14 protein-coding genes are annotated in these 16,847 nt (G+C 54.3%); 4 read left to right on the top strand and 10 right to left on the bottom strand.

From position 1 onward, the window contains the following. Positions 1-14: 14 nt before the first annotated feature. From nuoF to DSD31_RS07490, 6 genes are all read right to left on the bottom strand, one after another. Positions 15-1,352 carry an NADH-quinone oxidoreductase subunit NuoF gene (gene nuoF / locus DSD31_RS07525; protein WP_032717992.1) on the bottom strand — a complete coding sequence of 446 codons (1,338 nt, stop codon included), beginning with the start codon at positions 1,350-1,352 and terminating at the stop codon, positions 15-17. Next, positions 1,349-1,849: an NADH-quinone oxidoreductase subunit NuoE gene (gene nuoE, locus DSD31_RS07520; protein ID WP_004104075.1), complete on the bottom strand. Its 501-nt coding sequence runs from the start codon at positions 1,847-1,849 to the stop codon at positions 1,349-1,351. Before nuoE ends, nuoF begins: the two co-directional genes overlap by 4 nt. Before the next feature lie 2 nt (positions 1,850-1,851). Further along, complete coding sequence (gene nuoC / locus DSD31_RS07515; protein ID WP_015583793.1) at positions 1,852-3,660, bottom strand: NADH-quinone oxidoreductase subunit C/D; 1,809 nt, start codon at positions 3,658-3,660, stop codon at positions 1,852-1,854. An 89-nt stretch (positions 3,661-3,749) separates the two neighbouring features. Beyond that, complete coding sequence (nuoB, locus tag DSD31_RS07510; protein WP_002913178.1) at positions 3,750-4,424, bottom strand: NADH-quinone oxidoreductase subunit NuoB; 675 nt, start codon at positions 4,422-4,424, stop codon at positions 3,750-3,752. A 15-nt stretch (positions 4,425-4,439) separates the two neighbouring features. Next, entirely contained in the window at positions 4,440-4,886 is a 447-nt protein-coding gene (gene nuoA, locus DSD31_RS07505) for an NADH-quinone oxidoreductase subunit NuoA (protein ID WP_004865103.1), read from the bottom strand. A 650-nt stretch (positions 4,887-5,536) separates the two neighbouring features. Beyond that, positions 5,537-6,463, bottom strand: coding sequence for a LysR family transcriptional regulator (locus DSD31_RS07490; protein ID WP_015583792.1), 927 nt, complete (start codon positions 6,461-6,463; stop codon positions 5,537-5,539). Between the two features lie 891 nt (positions 6,464-7,354). Between DSD31_RS07490 and alaA the strand changes: the two genes are divergently transcribed. Both alaA and yfbR read left to right on the top strand, forming a co-directional pair. Continuing rightward, a complete protein-coding gene (gene alaA, locus DSD31_RS07485) occupies positions 7,355-8,575 on the top strand; it encodes an alanine transaminase AlaA (RefSeq protein WP_004865108.1) in 1,221 nt (406 codons plus the stop codon). Positions 8,576-8,659: 84 nt separating this feature from the next. Beyond that, positions 8,660-9,259 (top strand): 5'-deoxynucleotidase, encoded by a 600-nt coding sequence (gene yfbR, locus DSD31_RS07480; protein WP_004865109.1) that lies wholly within the window; start codon positions 8,660-8,662, stop codon positions 9,257-9,259. Between the two features lie 56 nt (positions 9,260-9,315). On the opposite strand, the gene DSD31_RS07475 is transcribed toward yfbR, so the two are convergent. The 4 genes from DSD31_RS07475 to yfbV all read right to left on the bottom strand — a co-directional run bounded on the left by DSD31_RS07475 (position 9,316) and on the right by yfbV (position 12,932). Beyond that, entirely contained in the window at positions 9,316-11,148 is a 1,833-nt protein-coding gene (locus DSD31_RS07475) for an SLC13 family permease (protein WP_015583791.1), read from the bottom strand. A 76-nt stretch (positions 11,149-11,224) separates the two neighbouring features. After that, positions 11,225-11,896 (bottom strand): sugar phosphatase, encoded by a 672-nt coding sequence (locus tag DSD31_RS07470; RefSeq protein ID WP_304466132.1) that lies wholly within the window; start codon positions 11,894-11,896, stop codon positions 11,225-11,227. Further along, a complete protein-coding gene (locus tag DSD31_RS07465) occupies positions 11,896-12,390 on the bottom strand; it encodes a YfbU family protein (protein WP_004865120.1) in 495 nt (164 codons plus the stop codon). The genes DSD31_RS07470 and DSD31_RS07465 overlap by 1 nt, the downstream gene beginning before the upstream one ends. Before the next feature lie 86 nt (positions 12,391-12,476). Beyond that, positions 12,477-12,932 carry a terminus macrodomain insulation protein YfbV gene (yfbV, locus tag DSD31_RS07460; RefSeq protein WP_015583789.1) on the bottom strand — a complete coding sequence of 152 codons (456 nt, stop codon included), beginning with the start codon at positions 12,930-12,932 and terminating at the stop codon, positions 12,477-12,479. 337 nt (positions 12,933-13,269) lie between these two features. On the opposite strand from yfbV, the gene ackA reads away from it, so the two are divergent. Both ackA and pta read left to right on the top strand, forming a co-directional pair. After that, the gene (gene ackA / locus DSD31_RS07455) at positions 13,270-14,472 is read left to right on the top strand and encodes an acetate kinase (RefSeq protein ID WP_004865128.1); all 1,203 of its coding nucleotides are present in this window, start codon (positions 13,270-13,272) and stop codon (positions 14,470-14,472) included. A 199-nt stretch (positions 14,473-14,671) separates the two neighbouring features. Further along, positions 14,672-16,816, top strand: coding sequence for a phosphate acetyltransferase (gene pta, locus DSD31_RS07450; RefSeq protein ID WP_015583788.1), 2,145 nt, complete (start codon positions 14,672-14,674; stop codon positions 16,814-16,816). Positions 16,817-16,847 lie beyond the last annotated feature (31 nt).

Raw genomic sequence — 16,847 nt, 5'->3', positions numbered from 1 at the left:
AGCTTGTGGAGACATTACCAGCGCGTCTTAAGCAGGTTCGGCTGAATCCCGTTGATAGCATGGGTATTACTAAACTGCTGCTTAATGCCTGCTTCGAATTCGTCGCGGAAATATTTAATGGCGCTCTGCAGCGGTTCTACCGCACCTGGCGCATGCGCACAGAAGGTTTTGCCCGGACCAAGGAACCGACACAGTTGCTCAAGTGTCTCGATATCTCCCGGCTGGCCTTCACCGCGCTCCAGAGCGCGCAGAATTTTCACGCTCCACGGCAGACCGTCGCGGCACGGCGTACACCAGCCGCAGGATTCGCGGGCAAAGAACTCTTCCAGATTGCGCACCAGCGACACCATACCAATCTCATGGTCAACGGCCATCGCCAGCGCGGTACCCAGACGGCTCCCCGCTTTACCAATACTTTCGAACTCCATCGGCAGGTCAAGATGCGCTTCGGTCAGGAAGTCGGTGCCCGCGCCGCCCGGCTGCCAGGCCTTAAACTTCAGGCCATCACGCATGCCGCCGGCATAATCTTCCAGAATTTCGCGCGCGGTGGTGCCGAACGGCAGTTCCCAGACGCCCGGATTTTTCACCCGGCCAGAGAAGCCCATCAGCTTGGTACCGGCATCTTTGCTGGTTGAAATGTTCTGATACCACTCAACGCCGTTGGCCAGAATCGCCGGGACGTTACACAGGGTTTCAACGTTGTTCACGCAGGTCGGTTTACCCCACACGCCGGAGCTCGCCGGGAACGGCGGCTTGGAACGCGGGTTGGCGCGACGACCTTCGAGGGAGTTAATCAACGCGGTTTCTTCGCCGCAGATATAACGCCCTGCTCCGGTGTGCACGAACAGTTCGAAATCGAAACCGGTGCCGAGAATGTTTTTGCCCAGCAGACCGGCTTCGGTCGCTTCGGCAATCGCGCGGCGTAAATGGACCGCCGCTTCAATATACTCGCCGCGCAGGAAGATGTAGCCGCGGTACGCTTTCAGCGCAAACGCGGAGATCAGCATGCCTTCCACCAGCAGGTGCGGCAGCTGCTCCATCAGCAGACGGTCTTTATAGGTGCCCGGCTCCATCTCATCGGCGTTACACAGCAGGTAACGGATGTTCATGGATTCGTCTTTCGGCATCAGGCTCCACTTCAGACCGGTGGAAAAGCCCGCGCCGCCGCGTCCTTTCAGACCGGCGTCTTTCACCTGATTGACGATCTCATCCGGCGCCAGGCCCAGCAGCGCTTTACGCGCGCCGGCATAGCCGTTTTTGCTCTGATACTCATCCAGCCATACCGGCTGTTTGTCATCACGCAGACGCCAGGTTAAAGGATGCGTTTCGGGAGTGCGGATCACTGTCTTCATTTATACCGCTCCAACAGGTCAGGAATCGCCTCCGGCGTCAGATAACTATGAGTATCCTCATCAATCATCATCGTCGGTCCCTTGTCGCAGTTGCCCAGGCAGCAGGTCGGCAGCAGAGTAAAGCGGCCATCAAAGGTGGTTTGACCCGGTTTGATGTCGAGCTTTTTCTCGATAGCTGACTGAATGCCCTGGAAGCCAGTGATATGGCAAACCACGCTATCGCAATAGCGGATCACGTGACGGCCAACCGGCTGGCGGAAGATCTGGCTGTAGAAAGTGGCGACCCCTTCCACATCGCTTGCCGGGATACCCAGTACGTCAGCGATCGCGTAGATCGCGCCATCCGGCACCCAGCCGCGCTGTTTCTGAACGATCTTCAGAGCTTCGATGGACGCCGCACGCGGGTCTTCGTAGTGGTGCTTCTCGTGCTCAATGGCCTCACGCTCTGCCGCACTCAGCTCAAAAGCCTCGGTTTGTGGTTGTTGATTCTCGTGCATAATTAGCGGTCCACGTCTGACATAACAAAATCGATACTACCCAGATAAACGATCAGGTCGGATACCAGGCTGCCGCGAATCGCCGACGGGATCTGCTGCAGGTGCGCATAGCTCGGCGTGCGGATACGGGTACGATAGCTCATGGTGCTGCCGTCGCTGGTCAGGTAGTAACTGTTAATACCCTTCGTCGCTTCAATCATCTGGAAGGATTCGTTGGCCGGCATGACCGGGCCCCAGGAAACCTGCAGGAAGTGCGTAATCAGGGTTTCGATATGCTGCAGCGTGCGCTCTTTCGGCGGCGGCGTCGTCAGCGGATGATCCGCTTTGAACGGGCCTTCCGGCATGTTATCGAGACACTGCTGAAGAATGCGCAGGCTCTGGCGCAGTTCTTCGACTTTCAGCATCACGCGGGTATAGCAGTCAGAGATACCGCCACCGGTTGGCACTTCAAAGTCAAAGTTTTCATAGCCAGAATATGGACGCCATTTCCGCACGTCGAAGCCAATCCCCGTTGCGCGCAGGCCCGCACCGGTCGTGCCCCACTCCAGCGCTTCTTTGGCGTTATAGGCGGCAACGCCTTTTGAACGGCCAATCAGAATGCTGTTGCGCAGCGCGGCTTTCTCGTAAGAATCCAGACGCTTTGGCATCCACTCAAGGAACTCGCGCAGCAGGCGATCCCAGCCGCGCGGCAGGTCGTGCGCGACGCCGCCGATGCGGAACCACGCCGGGTGCATACGGAAACCGGTAATGGCTTCCACCAGATCGTAGATCTTCTGACGGTCGGTAAAGGCAAAGAACACCGGCGTCATCGCACCGACGTCCTGAATAAAGGTCGAAATGTACAGCAGGTGGCTGTTAATGCGGAACAGCTCGGAGAGCATCACGCGAATCACATTCACGCGATCCGGTACGGTGATCCCCGCCAGCTTTTCGACCGCCAGCACGTACGGCATCTCATTGACGCAGCCGCCGAGGTATTCGATACGGTCGGTATACGGAATGTAGCTGTGCCAGGACTGACGTTCGCCCATCTTCTCAGCGCCACGGTGGTGGTAGCCGATATCCGGTACGCAGTCGACGATCTCTTCGCCATCAAGCTGCAGAACGATACGGAAAGCACCGTGGGCAGACGGGTGGTTCGGGCCGAGGTTGAGGAACATAAAGTCCTCGTTTTCGGTTCCGCGCTTCATGCCCCACTCTTCCGGTTTGAAGGTCAGCGCTTCCATTTCCAGATCCTGCTTGGCTTTAGTCAGCTCAAACGGATCGAATTCGGTGGCGCGCGCCGGATAGTCTTTGCGCAGCGGATGGCCTTCCCAGGTCGGCGGCATCATGATGCGCGTCAGGTGCGGGTGGCCTTCGATATCAATCCCGAACATTTCCCACGTTTCGCGCTCATACCAGTTGGCGTTCGGGAACAGTTTGGTAAAAGTCGGCACGCGCAGATCGTTTTCGGACAATGCTACCTTGAGCATAATGTCACGATTGCGTTCAATGGAAATCAGGTGATAGAAAACGGAAAAATCCGCGGCGGGAAGTCCGTCACGGTGGGTGCGCAGACGTTCGTCCATCCCGTGCAGATCGAACAGCATAACGTAAGGTTTCGGCAATTTCTTCAGGAAATCACCCACCTCCAGTAGCTGTTCGCGCTTGACCCAGACCACCGGAACGCCGGTGCGGGTAGGTTGAACGGTAAAGGCATCCGGCCCAAAACGATTGCGCAGTTCGCCGATCACCGGGTCATCAAGGTGATCGCGGGTTTGCCAGGCTGGTGCGGCGTCATGCGCATGTAAATCGGTCATATTGTTCACCATTGCAAAAGGTCCGTGGTGACTGCCGGGCGAGGCTTCGCGCTGTTGTAGATTGATTTGCGAAGTGTTATTCCGCCGCCCGCAGGCGCAAGTTAAATCTCGTCCGGTGTCCGCAGATTGGTCACTGCAATGCGTTCACCACGTTTACGCTCGCGTTCCGACTGCATGTTGGCGCGGTACACGCCCTGATCGCCAACCACCCACGAGAGCGGGCGACGTTCTTTACCAATGGACTCCTGCAGCAGCATCAGCGCCTGCATATAAGCTTCCGGACGCGGCGGACAGCCCGGGATGTAAACATCAACCGGAATAAACTTGTCCACGCCCTGGACGACAGAATAAATATCGTACATCCCGCCGGAGTTGGCACAGGCGCCCATGGAGATAACCCACTTAGGCTCCAGCATCTGGTCATACAGACGCTGAATGACCGGCGCCATTTTGGTGAAGCAGGTGCCGGCGACAACCATCAGGTCCGCCTGACGAGGAGAAGCACGCAGTACCTCGGCGCCAAAACGCGCAACGTCATGCACCGCAGTGAATGACGTTACCATTTCAACGTAGCAGCATGACAGGCCGAAGTTGTAGGGCCAGATTGAGTTCTTGCGGCCCCAGTTCACCATGTCATGCAGCGCATGTTCGAGTTTCCCCATATACACGCTTTTATTGACTTCTTGCTCCAGGGGGTCGGTTACGATCTCCTGTTTCTGCAGGGGGTAACGGTCGTTCTCACCGTTAGGATCTATGCGGGTGAGCGTATAATCCATCTTATTGCCTCGCTTTTACTGCATATGACGGTTAGTGGGACTGTCTGTTTCTGAATTAACCAGCGTGCGACGGGAACGCGCAGGCGTCCAGTCCAGTGCGCCGATACGAACGAGGTAAACCAGACCTGCCAGTAGCACTAAAATGAAAATTGCGGCTTCCACAAAGCCGACCCAGCCGCTTTCGCGGATAGAAGTCGACCATGCGTAGAGATACAGAGCTTCCACGTCGAAGATAACGAAGAACATGGCAACCAGATAAAACTTCGCAGAAAGACGTAAGCGAGCCGAACCAACGGAGTCGATCCCCGATTCAAACGGCGTGTTCTTGCTACGCGCGCGCGCGCGACCGCCGAGGTACCAGCCCCCGACAAGCATCAGGCAGCACAGGCCGATGGCAATGATGAGAAATATAGCGAATGCCCAATGATGAGCGATGACTTCAGTGGATGTTGACATACGCATTGCTTAACCAAAAAAGTGTAGCGCTAAACCCTCTGCTCTTGCTGGCAGATGAACGCCACAGCGTTTCACGGGGAGGAATAAAAAAATAACCTTGCAAAAAAGCGTCCCTACTTATCGTAGAAGGCTGTATGCGGTGGCTTTTTACCCCTTTCTTTAACCTTTTGTCAACTTCAACAAAAGTTTTAACAACATTAATTTACATTAGATTTTTTTCATTAACATTAAATGCCCTTTTATGCGTAATAACCTTGCATACAAACCGGATTTAGTGTTGTTGAATCGTGTCCGTTTCTGGTGTAAATCAAAATTACCCGTCTATTTTGACAGGATTTAGCCTCGATTCCTCCCCCTAAGGAGGGGTATTTTTTTGATCTGTGACACGGTTTTGTTAATTAAACCTATAAAACAGCAACAATCCGGCCGGTTTTTTAACATTAGCATGAAGTATTGAAAGTGCAGGGAAAAGTCGGAGAACGAACGCCACATTGAATGTAAACCATTGATAAATATATCAATAAAACGACAAAATATTAAAAATCCCTGTAAAATAAGAAAAAAAAGAACCGCAAGGTATAATTCAGACCTTAGCGGCTCATTTTTACACTTACAATTTGTTACCAGCTTTTTGTGATCTGTGTAACTAATTCCACTCAGGAAATGAGGGAATTATCTCCCCCTTCCGGGGTAAGCGCAGGCTCAGACGACCAGGGGTTATAATCCTGGGTCAGCGACTGGAAAATAGCCTGCGCCGACTCGCTTATCCTGTGCGCGTTACAGCTCAGCACATATTGCGTATCCGGCAGCGCAGGAAGCCCCTCATTCTTGCCGACAACCCGTAGCTCGGGGCTCATCATTTCTACCGGACGAGCGGTAACACCAAGCCCTGCTTTTACCGCCGCTTTGACACCCGCAAGCGTCGAGGCGGAATGGGCCAGATGCCACGGCGCGCTGGCGGCATTCAACGCGGCAATGATGTCCTCACGGAACGGGCCTGGCGCTTCAAGCAGGATCAGCGGGATCGACTCTTCCCGCGGCAATACATAATCGGCAGCGCAGTACCATAGCGTTGGCGAGGTGCGCAGGATCAGCGTATCAAAATCCGTTGCCTGGTGAGTCGTCAGCGCGAGATCAATCTCCCCGCTCGCCAGCATATCCACCGCTTCAGTATGATTAAGAACCTTAATTTCCAGCGTCAGTTTCGGGTAAAAACTGCCGATCCGGTTCAACAAAAACGGTAAAATAGTCTCGGCTGTTTCATCAGATGCGCCAATCGTTAAGATCCCTTGCAGGCTACTGAACATCAGCGACATACAGGCTTCATCATTAAAACGCAGGATTTTGCGTGCGTAGCCCAGCAGTTGAATACCCTGCTCGGTCAGCAATTTATTCCGCCCATGGCGGGCAAAGAGCTCTTTTCCGACCAGCTGTTCCAGACGTTGCATCTGTTGACTTACGGCTGACTGAGTCCGGCATACCGCTGCTGCGGCAGCGGCAAAAGTACTCAGATCGGCGACGGCAACGAATGTTCTCAGCAGATCGAGGTCGAGATTCAGTATCGGACGATTTGCATTTATCATATTTCTTCACTTACAGGTGGCGAATGCGGACCTGCCTTGTTGATGCTGTGCTCCAGGTTTCCGGCTAATCCTTGAGCCTTGTGCAATTCACAAACGGAATATGCAGCTGGATGAACGTTATTGCATGTGAAAGTACTCGCCCGCGACAAGTGCGCGAAACGTCTGAGTCATATATTGTTCGTAGTTCTACGCTTTCTATTACACCGTTTTGATTTCTGTGACGACCTTCAAAAAAAGGCGCCTACGGCAAAGGATGATGTCATCAGCATCCCAGCACATCCATTGTAAAAAGCGAAAAAACCAAACAAAAAAAGCCTGCAATAACAATATATTAATAACTTAACCTGCAAAAAAACAGGTTCTTAATCGATATTAACGCCGGTATCCTAACCGAAAACTGAATTATTTATAAGGTCTAATCATTATTATTAAAGCCAATTTTAAACTTTTTTTCATGACTTTAATTTAATTAACAAAAAGAAAATTCCAGATTGCGAAAAAATAAAAGCTTTTTAATTAATTAAATATTCTTATTAAGCATATTTAACATTACCGTTACAGCCACCACCTTTTACCCGTTATACGCCTTTTCATACGCGCCTGCGTACCATGCGCAAAAAATAACCTCCGGCGCTACACCCTGGACGACAAACCATATAAATGTTCACAAAAAAGCGAATTCAACACAATTATTAACCACTAAAACACCACTTAAAGGCATATTCTATAAAAGACAACGGCAATCACCAGACAAATCAATTAAACCAAAAAAATCACATAAGCAAAATCTTCTCCTGCTAACCCTTCAAAACCTCGGGGATGAAGAGTACATTGTTCCGTGCTGACTTCCACGGCAGGGAGTGGCGATAACAGCTAAAAGGTCAAAGATTCATGTCCCCTATCGAAAAATCCAGCAAGTTAGATAACGTCTGTTACGACATCCGTGGCCCGGTTCTGAAAGAGGCAAAACGCCTTGAAGAAGAAGGCAATAAAGTCCTGAAACTGAACATCGGCAACCCGGCGCCGTTCGGCTTTGACGCCCCCGACGAGATCCTTGTTGATGTTATTCGCAATCTGCCTACCGCCCAGGGTTATTGTGACTCGAAAGGCCTGTACTCGGCGCGTAAGGCTATCATGCAGCACTATCAGGCGCGCGGTATGCGCGATGTGACGGTCGAAGATATTTATATCGGTAACGGCGTCTCAGAACTGATTGTTCAGGCCATGCAGGCGCTGCTGAACAGCGGCGATGAAATGCTGGTTCCGGCACCAGATTATCCGCTGTGGACTGCCGCCGTCTCGCTCTCCAGCGGCAAGGCGGTGCACTATCTGTGCGATGAATCTGCCGACTGGTTCCCTGACCTCGACGATATTCGCGCCAAAATCACCCCGCGTACGCGCGGCATCGTGATTATTAACCCGAATAACCCGACCGGTGCGGTGTACTCGAAAGAGCTGCTGATGGAGATCGTGGAGATTGCCCGCCAGCACAACCTGATCATCTTCGCCGATGAGATCTACGACAAGATCCTCTACGACGAAGCCCAGCACCATTCGATCGCCGCGCTGGCTCCCGACCTGCTGACGGTGACTTTTAACGGCCTGTCCAAAACCTACCGCGTTGCCGGTTTTCGCCAGGGCTGGATGGTACTGAACGGACCGAAGAAACACGCGAAAGGCTATATCGAAGGCCTGGAGATGCTGGCCTCTATGCGTCTGTGCGCTAACGTACCGGCACAGCACGCGATTCAAACCGCATTAGGCGGCTATCAAAGCATCAGCGAGTTTATCGTTCCCGGCGGCAGACTGTACGAACAGCGCAACCGCGCCTGGGAGTTGATCAACGAGATCCCCGGCGTCTCCTGCGTGAAGCCGAAAGGCGCGCTCTATATGTTCCCGAAAATCGACGCAAAGCGTTTTAACATTCACGACGATCAGAAGATGGTGCTCGACTTCCTGCTGCAGGAGAAAGTCCTGCTGGTTCAGGGAAGCGCCTTTAACTGGCCGTGGCCGGATCATGTGCGTATTGTCACCCTCCCGCGTGAGGACGATCTGGAAATGGCGATTTCTCGCTTTGGCCGCTTCCTCTCCGGCTATCACCAGCTCGGATAACCCTTGCCCGGCCGCCGGTATTTGCATCCGGCGGCAATCCCTGCGCACAATAGGACCCGATGTTGTCACTGATTAAGGGTTGCTATGAGTCAGAGTCATTTCTTTGCCCACCTCTCTCGCCTGAAGTTAATTAACCGCTGGCCGCTGATGCGTAATGTACGGACAGAAAACGTCTCCGAGCACAGTCTGCAGGTGGCGATGGTTGCCCACGCGCTGGCCGCGATCAAAAACCGGATGTTTGGTGGCAAGGTTAACGCCGAGCGAATCGCCCTGCTGGCGATGTACCACGATGCATCGGAAGTGTTAACCGGCGATCTGCCGACTCCAGTCAAATATTTCAACTCGCAGATTGCGCAAGAATATAAAGCCATCGAGAAGATTGCCCAGCAGAAGCTTATCGACATGGTTCCTGACGAACTGCGCGATATTTTTGAACCGCTGATCGACGAGCATCGCTATAGCGAAGATGAGCAATCGATCGTCAAGCAGGCCGACGCGCTCTGCGCCTACCTGAAATGTCTGGAGGAGCTGTCCGCCGGCAACAACGAGTTTCTACTGGCCAAGGGCCGGCTTGAGAAAACGCTGGAATCCCGGCGCAGCGAGGAGATGGACTACTTTATGCAGGTCTTCGTCCCGAGCTTCCAGCTGTCGCTGGATGAAATCAGCCAGGATTCCCCGCTGTAACTATACCGTGCCCCGGTCTGCGCTATGCGCATCAGACCGGGGCTGTGCCGAAGCGGTTAAAACGGAAACAGCATCGGAACGAGCAGCACGCAAACCACCATCACCAGGACGGTGAACGGCACGCCAATCTTCACAAAATCGCTGAAGGTATATTTTCCCGGACCCAGCACCAGCGTATTTACCGGTGAAGAGACCGGCGTCATAAAGGCAGCCGAAGCCGCCATCGCCACCACCATGGCAAAAGGATAAGGCGAGACGTCCATGGATTTCGCCGCCGCCAGGGCTATCGGCGCCATCAGCACCGCCGTGGCCGTGTTGGAAATAAACAGACCAATAGTGGCGCACATCACGAACAGACAGCCCAGCATCACGTAAGGGCCTTTGCTGCCGGCAACATCCATCAACCCTTCCACCACCAAATCGACGCCGCCGGTTTTTTGCAACGCCAGCGCAAAGGGCATCATCCCGACGATTAATATAATGCTTGGCCAGTGAATCGCTTTATAAGCGCTCTCAGCATTAATACAGCGGAATTTACCCATCAGCAGGCAGGAAATAATCGCCGCTATCGGGTTGGGGATCTCGTCGGTGAGCATCAGGGCGACCATCAGGACCAGGCAAAAGATAGCGTGCGGCGCCTGGCTGTGCGCGGGCGAGGCATCGTTCACCTCCACGGGCATATTCAATACGACGAAATCGCGACCGCGTTTCGCCAGCAGGGCTATCTGGCGCCAGTTTCCGACCACCAGCACAATATCGCCAAGCTGCAAAGACTCGTCGACGACCGACCCATCCATGGCTTTACCGTCGCGCTTCAGGCCGACAATATTGAGCCCAAAGCGGGTGCGAAAACCGATCTCGCGGACCGTTTTACCGATCAGTTCCGAATCCGGAATCAGCGCGACTTCGGCCATCCCCACATCCAGCGCCTGATCTGAAAAGTATTCGCCGCGCAGTACCATCGGTTCAAGCATTTGCTCGCCGCAGAACTGGCGTAAATCAACGTCTGACGCGGACATGTCGATCAGCAGCACGTCGCGGGCACGAAACTCGGATACACCGTTCACATTGACGATAACCCGACGAAAACGGCGCCAGCGCTCTACGCCGATCACGTTGGCGCAGTAGCGTTCACGCAGCTTGAGGTCATCAAGCCGCTGGCCAATCATGGGAGACCCCGGACGAATGGCCAGACGGCGGGCCCGGCCGGTCAGGTGGTACTCTTTGATTAAATCGCGAAAGGTGCTCCTTTTCCGCCCGTCCCGCGCGTGGTCGCTCTCCCCGCCTCTGAGCATAAAGCGCACCGCCAGCATATAGACGACGCCCAGCAGCAGCACCACCAGGCCAATCGGCGTGACGCTAAAAAAGCTGAATCCATGCAGCCCTTCACGTAACAGCTCGCTGTTCACAACCAGGTTAGGCGGCGTAGCCACCAGCGTCATCATCCCGCTGATTAGGCCAGCAAAGCTTAGCGGCATCATCAGACGCGATGGCGAGGTATTCATCCGCATGGAGACGCTGAGAACCACCGGAATAAAAATAGCGACCACGCCGGTCGAGCTCATAAACGCGCCAAGCCCGGCGACGGTCAGCATCAGAAAGACCAGCATTTTCGTTTCGCTGTTGCCGGCCACGCTCACCAGCCAGCTGCCGACTTTGGTCGCCACCCCGGTACGGACCAAACCATCGCCGATAATAAACAGCGCCGCAATAAGGATCACGTTCGGATCGCTAAAACCCGAGAACGCTTCGCTGAGCGTCAGCGTATCGCTGAGGACAAAGGCGACAATCACCAGCAGCGCAATCGCATCCATGCGCACTTTCCCACTGGCAAAGAGCACAACCGCGACGGCAAGAAGAGACAACACCCAAATCAGTTCACCGTTCACAACCTATCCTTGTCTGAAGATGGAGCTGGAATTTTTGCATAAAAAAGCCCCGGCCATGCGGGGCTACGTCATGAGATTAGTCTTTAACCGTCACATTCACCTTCCCGTCCGACGTGCGGACGACAGCCAGGTTTTCGAGGGAGGTTAAGACCAGATCCGCCTCGTTCAGACGCGGCGCATCTGCCGGTACGTTCACCGCGATTGTCCGGCAGCCTGCCGTCAGGCCGGAAAGCAAACCGGCGGGCGCGTCCTCGACCACGACGCACTCTTGCGGCGCCAGCGCTAAGCGTTCCGCCCCGAGCAGATAGGCATCCGGGGCCGGTTTACCCTGTTTCACCTGCTCAGCCGTCACAAAAACGCGGGCATTTGGCAGGCCCGCCGCGCGATGGCGCGCATGGGCAACAGGTACCGAACCGGAAGTGACGATAGCCCATGGGATCGCGGCTTCATCGAGAGTAGTCAGCAGCGCCACCGCACCCGGCAGGGCAGTGATTCCATCGGTATCCGCCGCTTCAACCGCTTCAAGCCAGCGGAACTCCGCCTGCACTTCCTCTTCGCTGCGCCCCGGTAGAAAATGGCGTAAAGAGGTTATCGCCTGCTTGCCATGAATGAAGTTCAGCATCTCATCGTGCGGGATGTCGAAACGATCCGCCCATTTGCACCACGAGCGCTCCACTACGGGTAATGAATCGACTAACGTCCCGTCAAGATCAAACAGGAAACCTTTACACTGCACGGAAACCTCCATCAGGCATTAATAATTTGATTAATTTCGTTGCTGCTTAAATGGTACTGACGCGGGCAAGCGTGCCAGGCGTTGAGCATGCGCTGGTATTTATCCCACATCGGCGTCTGTGAGTTAAAGCCATGGGTGCCGGCGTCAAAGTGGCTGTAGCGCCCCTCAACGTTGACGATAAAGCGAACATAGCCGAGGAAGCGCGCTTCGGTTGCAACATCAAATCCGAGGAAGGTGACCCGGCGTTCGTCGATTTCACTTGCGTCCTTCAGGTTCGTCCAGGAGACATGCAGCGCATGATACATTTCCATAATATCGATGATGGTACGGCAGGTTTCTTCCGTCAGTTGGCCAAACTCGCGATCCAGTTCGCGCATTTGCAATCCGTATCCACGCTCGATGATGGTCTGTAGACGGCGGTAACGTTCAGCGTTGTCCGGGTCGAGCATCGTCATCATCTTGTACTGATTAGATAAAATCAGACGCTGCGCATTGGTCATTTCCATTTTTTGACTCCTGTAGCACTTTACGGCGTGAAAAAAGAAGGCGCATTAATCATGCGCCTTCTTTTATATGCGTTTTCCTTAGTGAATTACAAATCATCAAGGAAAGTTTTATCCAGTTGTTTGAAGGCGCGCTTAAGCGTGTCAGCTAATGCCTGATAATCCGGCTTACCCTCGACCGGCGCCAGCGCCTGTCCTGCGTCCTGCAATTTGCCACGCACTTCATAAAACCAGTTCAGTACCGACGGCGGCAGCGGCGTCACCGAACGCTTACCCAGCCACCATAATCCCTGCATCGGTAAACTCAGGGCAAACAGCGCCGTCGCCACCGCCGGACCCAGCTGCCCACCCAGCGCGATTTGCCAGCACAGTGTAAAGACCGCGATCGGCGGCATGATGCGGATAGCGTAACGGGTTGCGCGAATAATGCGGTTTTCAATAAATACCGGGGCGAGGCGTTTGTCCAAAGGCCAGGTCTTTGCGTAGTGCTGCCCGCGGCGGAACAAGCTAAAGAAGCTGACGGGACGATTATCGGGGGTCGACATGGCTTTACCTCAACTTTACATATAAAACTTAAAAAATTCGTGCAAAACACCAACTGTGCATGACAACGTTCAAAACATTTTGGCAATGGCTGCGGCAATCAGGTATCCTGTGCCCGCCTGAAAGGGCGATAGACCCTTTGACCAGGTTAGTCAAATTATCGCACATTCTGCCATTGGCTGAAAATTATCCAAAATGGCATAAAATCAAATGTACTTCTCCCATCGTGCCCGAAAACAGAACAAGGCATGATGTTAATCATAAATGTCGTTGTCATCCTGCGCTACGCTTTGTGACACACTGACGTTTTTTTAGCCACGTATCATAAAAGGTACTTCCATGTCGAGTAAGTTAGTACTGGTTCTGAACTGCGGTAGCTCCTCACTGAAATTTGCTATCCTTGATGCCGTAAACGGTGACGAATATCTGTCTGGTTTAGCCGAATGTTTCCATCTTCCTGAAGCACGTATTAAGTGGAAAATGGACGGCAGCAAACACGAAGCAGATTTAGGCGCTGGCGCCGCTCACAGTGAAGCGCTTAACTTTATCGTTAACACTATTCTGGCACAAAAACCAGAACTGTCTGCTCAGCTGACCGCAATCGGCCACCGTATTGTTCACGGTGGTGAAAAATACACCAGTTCCGTGGTCATTGATGATTCCGTTATCCAGGGCATCAAAGATTCCGCCTCTTTCGCTCCGCTGCACAACCCGGCTCACCTGATCGGTATTGCTGAAGCGCTGAAATCATTCCCGCATCTGAAAGAGAAGAACGTTGCCGTGTTCGACACCGCGTTCCATCAGACTATGCCGGAAGAATCCTATCTGTATGCTCTGCCGTACAGCCTGTACAAAGAGCACGGCGTACGTCGCTACGGCGCGCACGGCACCAGCCACTTCTACGTGACTCAGGAAGCGGCTAAAGTCCTGAACAAGCCGGTTGAAGAGCTGAACATCATCACCTGCCATCTGGGCAACGGTGGTTCTGTATCCGCTATCCGCAACGGTAAATGCGTTGACACCTCTATGGGTCTGACCCCGCTGGAAGGTCTGGTCATGGGTACCCGCTCTGGCGACATCGACCCGGCTATCATCTTCCACCTGCACGACTCCCTGGGCATGAGCGTTGATGCTATCAACAAAATGCTGACCAAAGAGTCTGGCCTGCTGGGTCTGACCGAAGTCACCAGCGACTGCCGTTATGTTGAAGACAACTACACCGATAAAGCCGATGCTAAACGTGCAATGGACGTTTACTGCCATCGTCTGGCCAAGTACATCGGTTCCTACACCGCGCTGATGGACGGTCGTCTGGATGCCGTTATCTTCACCGGTGGTATCGGTGAAAACGCAGCAATGGTTCGTGAACTGTCTCTGGGCAAACTGGGCGTTCTGGGCTTCGAAGTTGATCACGAGCGTAACCTGGCTGCCCGTTTCGGCAAGTCTGGCTTCATCAACAAAGAAGGCACCCGCCCGGCTCTGGTCATCCCGACCAACGAAGAGCTGGTTATCGCGCAAGACGCCAATCGTCTGACTGCCTGATTCCACACCGCCAGCGAAACCCTAAATAATTCGAGTTGCTGGAAGGCGGCGACCCACAGAATCCCCGGTCACGTACAGGTAGTACGTGACCGGAGTGAACCAGGAAAGCCAACGCACATGCAACTTGAAATATAACGGGAAGCTGGTGGTGCAGTTTTGTATCCCGCCTGATACTGGCGGTAACGAAAGAGGATATATCGTGTCCCGTATAATCATGCTGATCCCGACCGGAACCAGCGTTGGCCTGACCAGCGTCAGCCTCGGTGTTATCCGTGCAATGGAACGCAAAGGCGTTCGTCTGAGCGTCTTTAAACCTATCGCCCAACCGCGCGCTGGCGGCGATGCGCCAGACCAGACGACCACCATCGTTCGTGCTAATTCAAGCCTTCCGGCCGCCGAGCCGCTGAAGATGAGCCACGTCGAGTCGCTGCTGTCCGGCAACCAGAAAGATGTGCTGATGGAAGAGATCATCGCCAACTATCACGCCGCGACTCAGGATGCAGAAGTGGTGCTGGTTGAAGGTCTGGTCCCGACCCGTAAACATCAGTTTGCTCAGTCTCTGAACTTCGAAATCGCCAAAACGCTGAACGCGGAAATCGTCTTCGTGATGTCTCAGGGTACCGACACCCAGGAACAGCTGAACGAACGTATCGAGCTGACCCGCAACAGCTTCGGCGGCGCGAAAAACACCAACATTACCGGTGTTATCGTCAACAAGCTGAACGCACCGGTTGACGAACAGGGTCGTACCCGTCCCGATCTGTCGGAAATCTTCGATGACTCTTCCAAAGCGAAAGTCGTGAAGATCGATCCGGCTCAGCTGCAGTCTGGCAGCGCGCTGCCGGTTCTGGGCGCGGTACCGTGGAGCTTCGATCTGATCGCAACGCGTGCGATCGATATGGCTCGCCACCTGAATGCCACCATCGTCAACGAAGGTGACATCAACACCCGCCGCGTGAAGTCTGTCACCTTCTGCGCGCGCAGCATCCCGCACATGCTCGAACACTTCCGTGCCGGTTCTCTGCTGGTGACTTCCGCAGACCGTCCTGATGTTCTGGTCGCCGCCTGCCTCGCCGCCATGAACGGCGTTGAAATCGGCGCGCTGCTGCTGACCGGTGCTTACGAAATGGACGCGCGCGTCAGCAAGCTGTGCGAACGTGCATTCGCGACCGGCCTGCCGGTCTTTATGGTGAACACCAACACCTGGCAGACCTCCCTGAGCCTGCAGAGCTTCAACCTCGAAGTTCCGGTTGACGATCACGAGCGCATTGAGAAAGTTCAGGAATACGTTGCCAACTACATTAACGCTGACTGGATCGAGTCTCTGACCGCGACCTCCGAACGTAGCCGCCGCCTGTCTCCGCCGGCCTTCCGCTACCAGCTGACCGAGCTGGCGCGCAAAGCGGGTAAACGCGTCGTTCTGCCGGAAGGTAACGAGCCGCGTACCGTTAAAGCCGCAGCAATCTGCGCAGAACGCGGTATTGCGACCTGTGTCCTGCTGGGTAACCCGGATGAGATCAACCGCGTTGCTGCCGCTCAGGGCGTCGAGCTGGGCGCTGGTATCGAAATCGTCGATCCGGATGTGGTTCGCGAAAGCTACGTCGCTCGTCTGGTCGAACTGCGTAAGAGCAAGGGGATGACCGAAGCGGTTGCCCGCGAGCAGCTGGAAGACAACGTCGTTCTCGGCACGCTGATGCTGGAACAAGACGAAGTCGACGGCCTGGTTTCCGGCGCAGTTCACACTACCGCCAACACCATCCGTCCGCCGCTGCAGCTGATCAAAACGGCACCGGGCAGCTCTCTGGTCTCTTCCGTGTTCTTCATGCTGCTGCCGGAACAGGTTTACGTTTACGGCGACTGCGCCATCAACCCGGATCCGACCGCAGAACAGCTGGCTGAAATCGCTATTCAGTCCGCCGATTCCGCCATCGCTTTCGGCATTGAGCCGCGCGTAGCGATGCTCTCCTACTCCACCGGTAATTCTGGTGCCGGTAGCGACGTCGAAAAAGTTCGTGAAGCGACCCGTCTGGCACAGGAAAAACGTCCTGACCTGATGATCGACGGCCCGCTGCAGTATGACGCGGCGGTGATGGCTGACGTGGCGAAATCCAAAGCGCCAAACTCGCCGGTTGCCGGACGTGCGACCGTGTTCATCTTCCCGGATCTGAACACCGGTAACACCACTTACAAAGCCGTACAGCGTTCTGCTGACCTGATCTCCATCGGGCCAATGCTGCAGGGTATGCGTAAGCCGGTAAACGACCTGTCTCGTGGCGCGCTGGTAGACGATATCGTCTACACCATCGCCCTGACCGCGATTCAGTCTTCTCAGCAGCAGCAGTAATTTAGCGCTGAGATCAAAAAAGGCAGCCCGA

Source organism: Klebsiella sp. X13, assembly GCF_003323835.1.
GTDB lineage: Bacteria > Pseudomonadota > Gammaproteobacteria > Enterobacterales > Enterobacteriaceae > Klebsiella > Klebsiella ornithinolytica.
The sequence above is the reverse complement of the archived record's forward strand: the minus strand, read 5'-3'. Positions and strand labels throughout refer to the sequence as shown.

Excerpts from the sequence above, each read along its gene's own strand:
- nuoF (WP_032717992.1), bottom strand. The coding sequence starts at position 1,352 with ATGAAGACAGTGATCCGCACTCCCGAAACGCATCCTTTAACCTGGCGT.
- nuoE (WP_004104075.1), bottom strand. The coding sequence starts at position 1,849 with ATGCACGAGAATCAACAACCACAAACCGAGGCTTTTGAGCTGAGTGCG.
- nuoC (WP_015583793.1), bottom strand. The coding sequence starts at position 3,660 with ATGGTGAACAATATGACCGATTTACATGCGCATGACGCCGCACCAGCC.
- nuoB (WP_002913178.1), bottom strand. The coding sequence starts at position 4,424 with ATGGATTATACGCTCACCCGCATAGATCCTAACGGTGAGAACGACCGT.
- nuoA (WP_004865103.1), bottom strand. The coding sequence starts at position 4,886 with ATGCGTATGTCAACATCCACTGAAGTCATCGCTCATCATTGGGCATTC.
- DSD31_RS07490 (WP_015583792.1), bottom strand. The coding sequence starts at position 6,463 with ATGATAAATGCAAATCGTCCGATACTGAATCTCGACCTCGATCTGCTG.
- alaA (WP_004865108.1), top strand. The coding sequence starts at position 7,355 with ATGTCCCCTATCGAAAAATCCAGCAAGTTAGATAACGTCTGTTACGAC.
- yfbR (WP_004865109.1), top strand. The coding sequence starts at position 8,660 with ATGAGTCAGAGTCATTTCTTTGCCCACCTCTCTCGCCTGAAGTTAATT.
- DSD31_RS07470 (WP_304466132.1), bottom strand. The coding sequence starts at position 11,896 with ATGGAGGTTTCCGTGCAGTGTAAAGGTTTCCTGTTTGATCTTGACGGG.
- DSD31_RS07465 (WP_004865120.1), bottom strand. The coding sequence starts at position 12,390 with ATGGAAATGACCAATGCGCAGCGTCTGATTTTATCTAATCAGTACAAG.
- yfbV (WP_015583789.1), bottom strand. The coding sequence starts at position 12,932 with ATGTCGACCCCCGATAATCGTCCCGTCAGCTTCTTTAGCTTGTTCCGC.
- ackA (WP_004865128.1), top strand. The coding sequence starts at position 13,270 with ATGTCGAGTAAGTTAGTACTGGTTCTGAACTGCGGTAGCTCCTCACTG.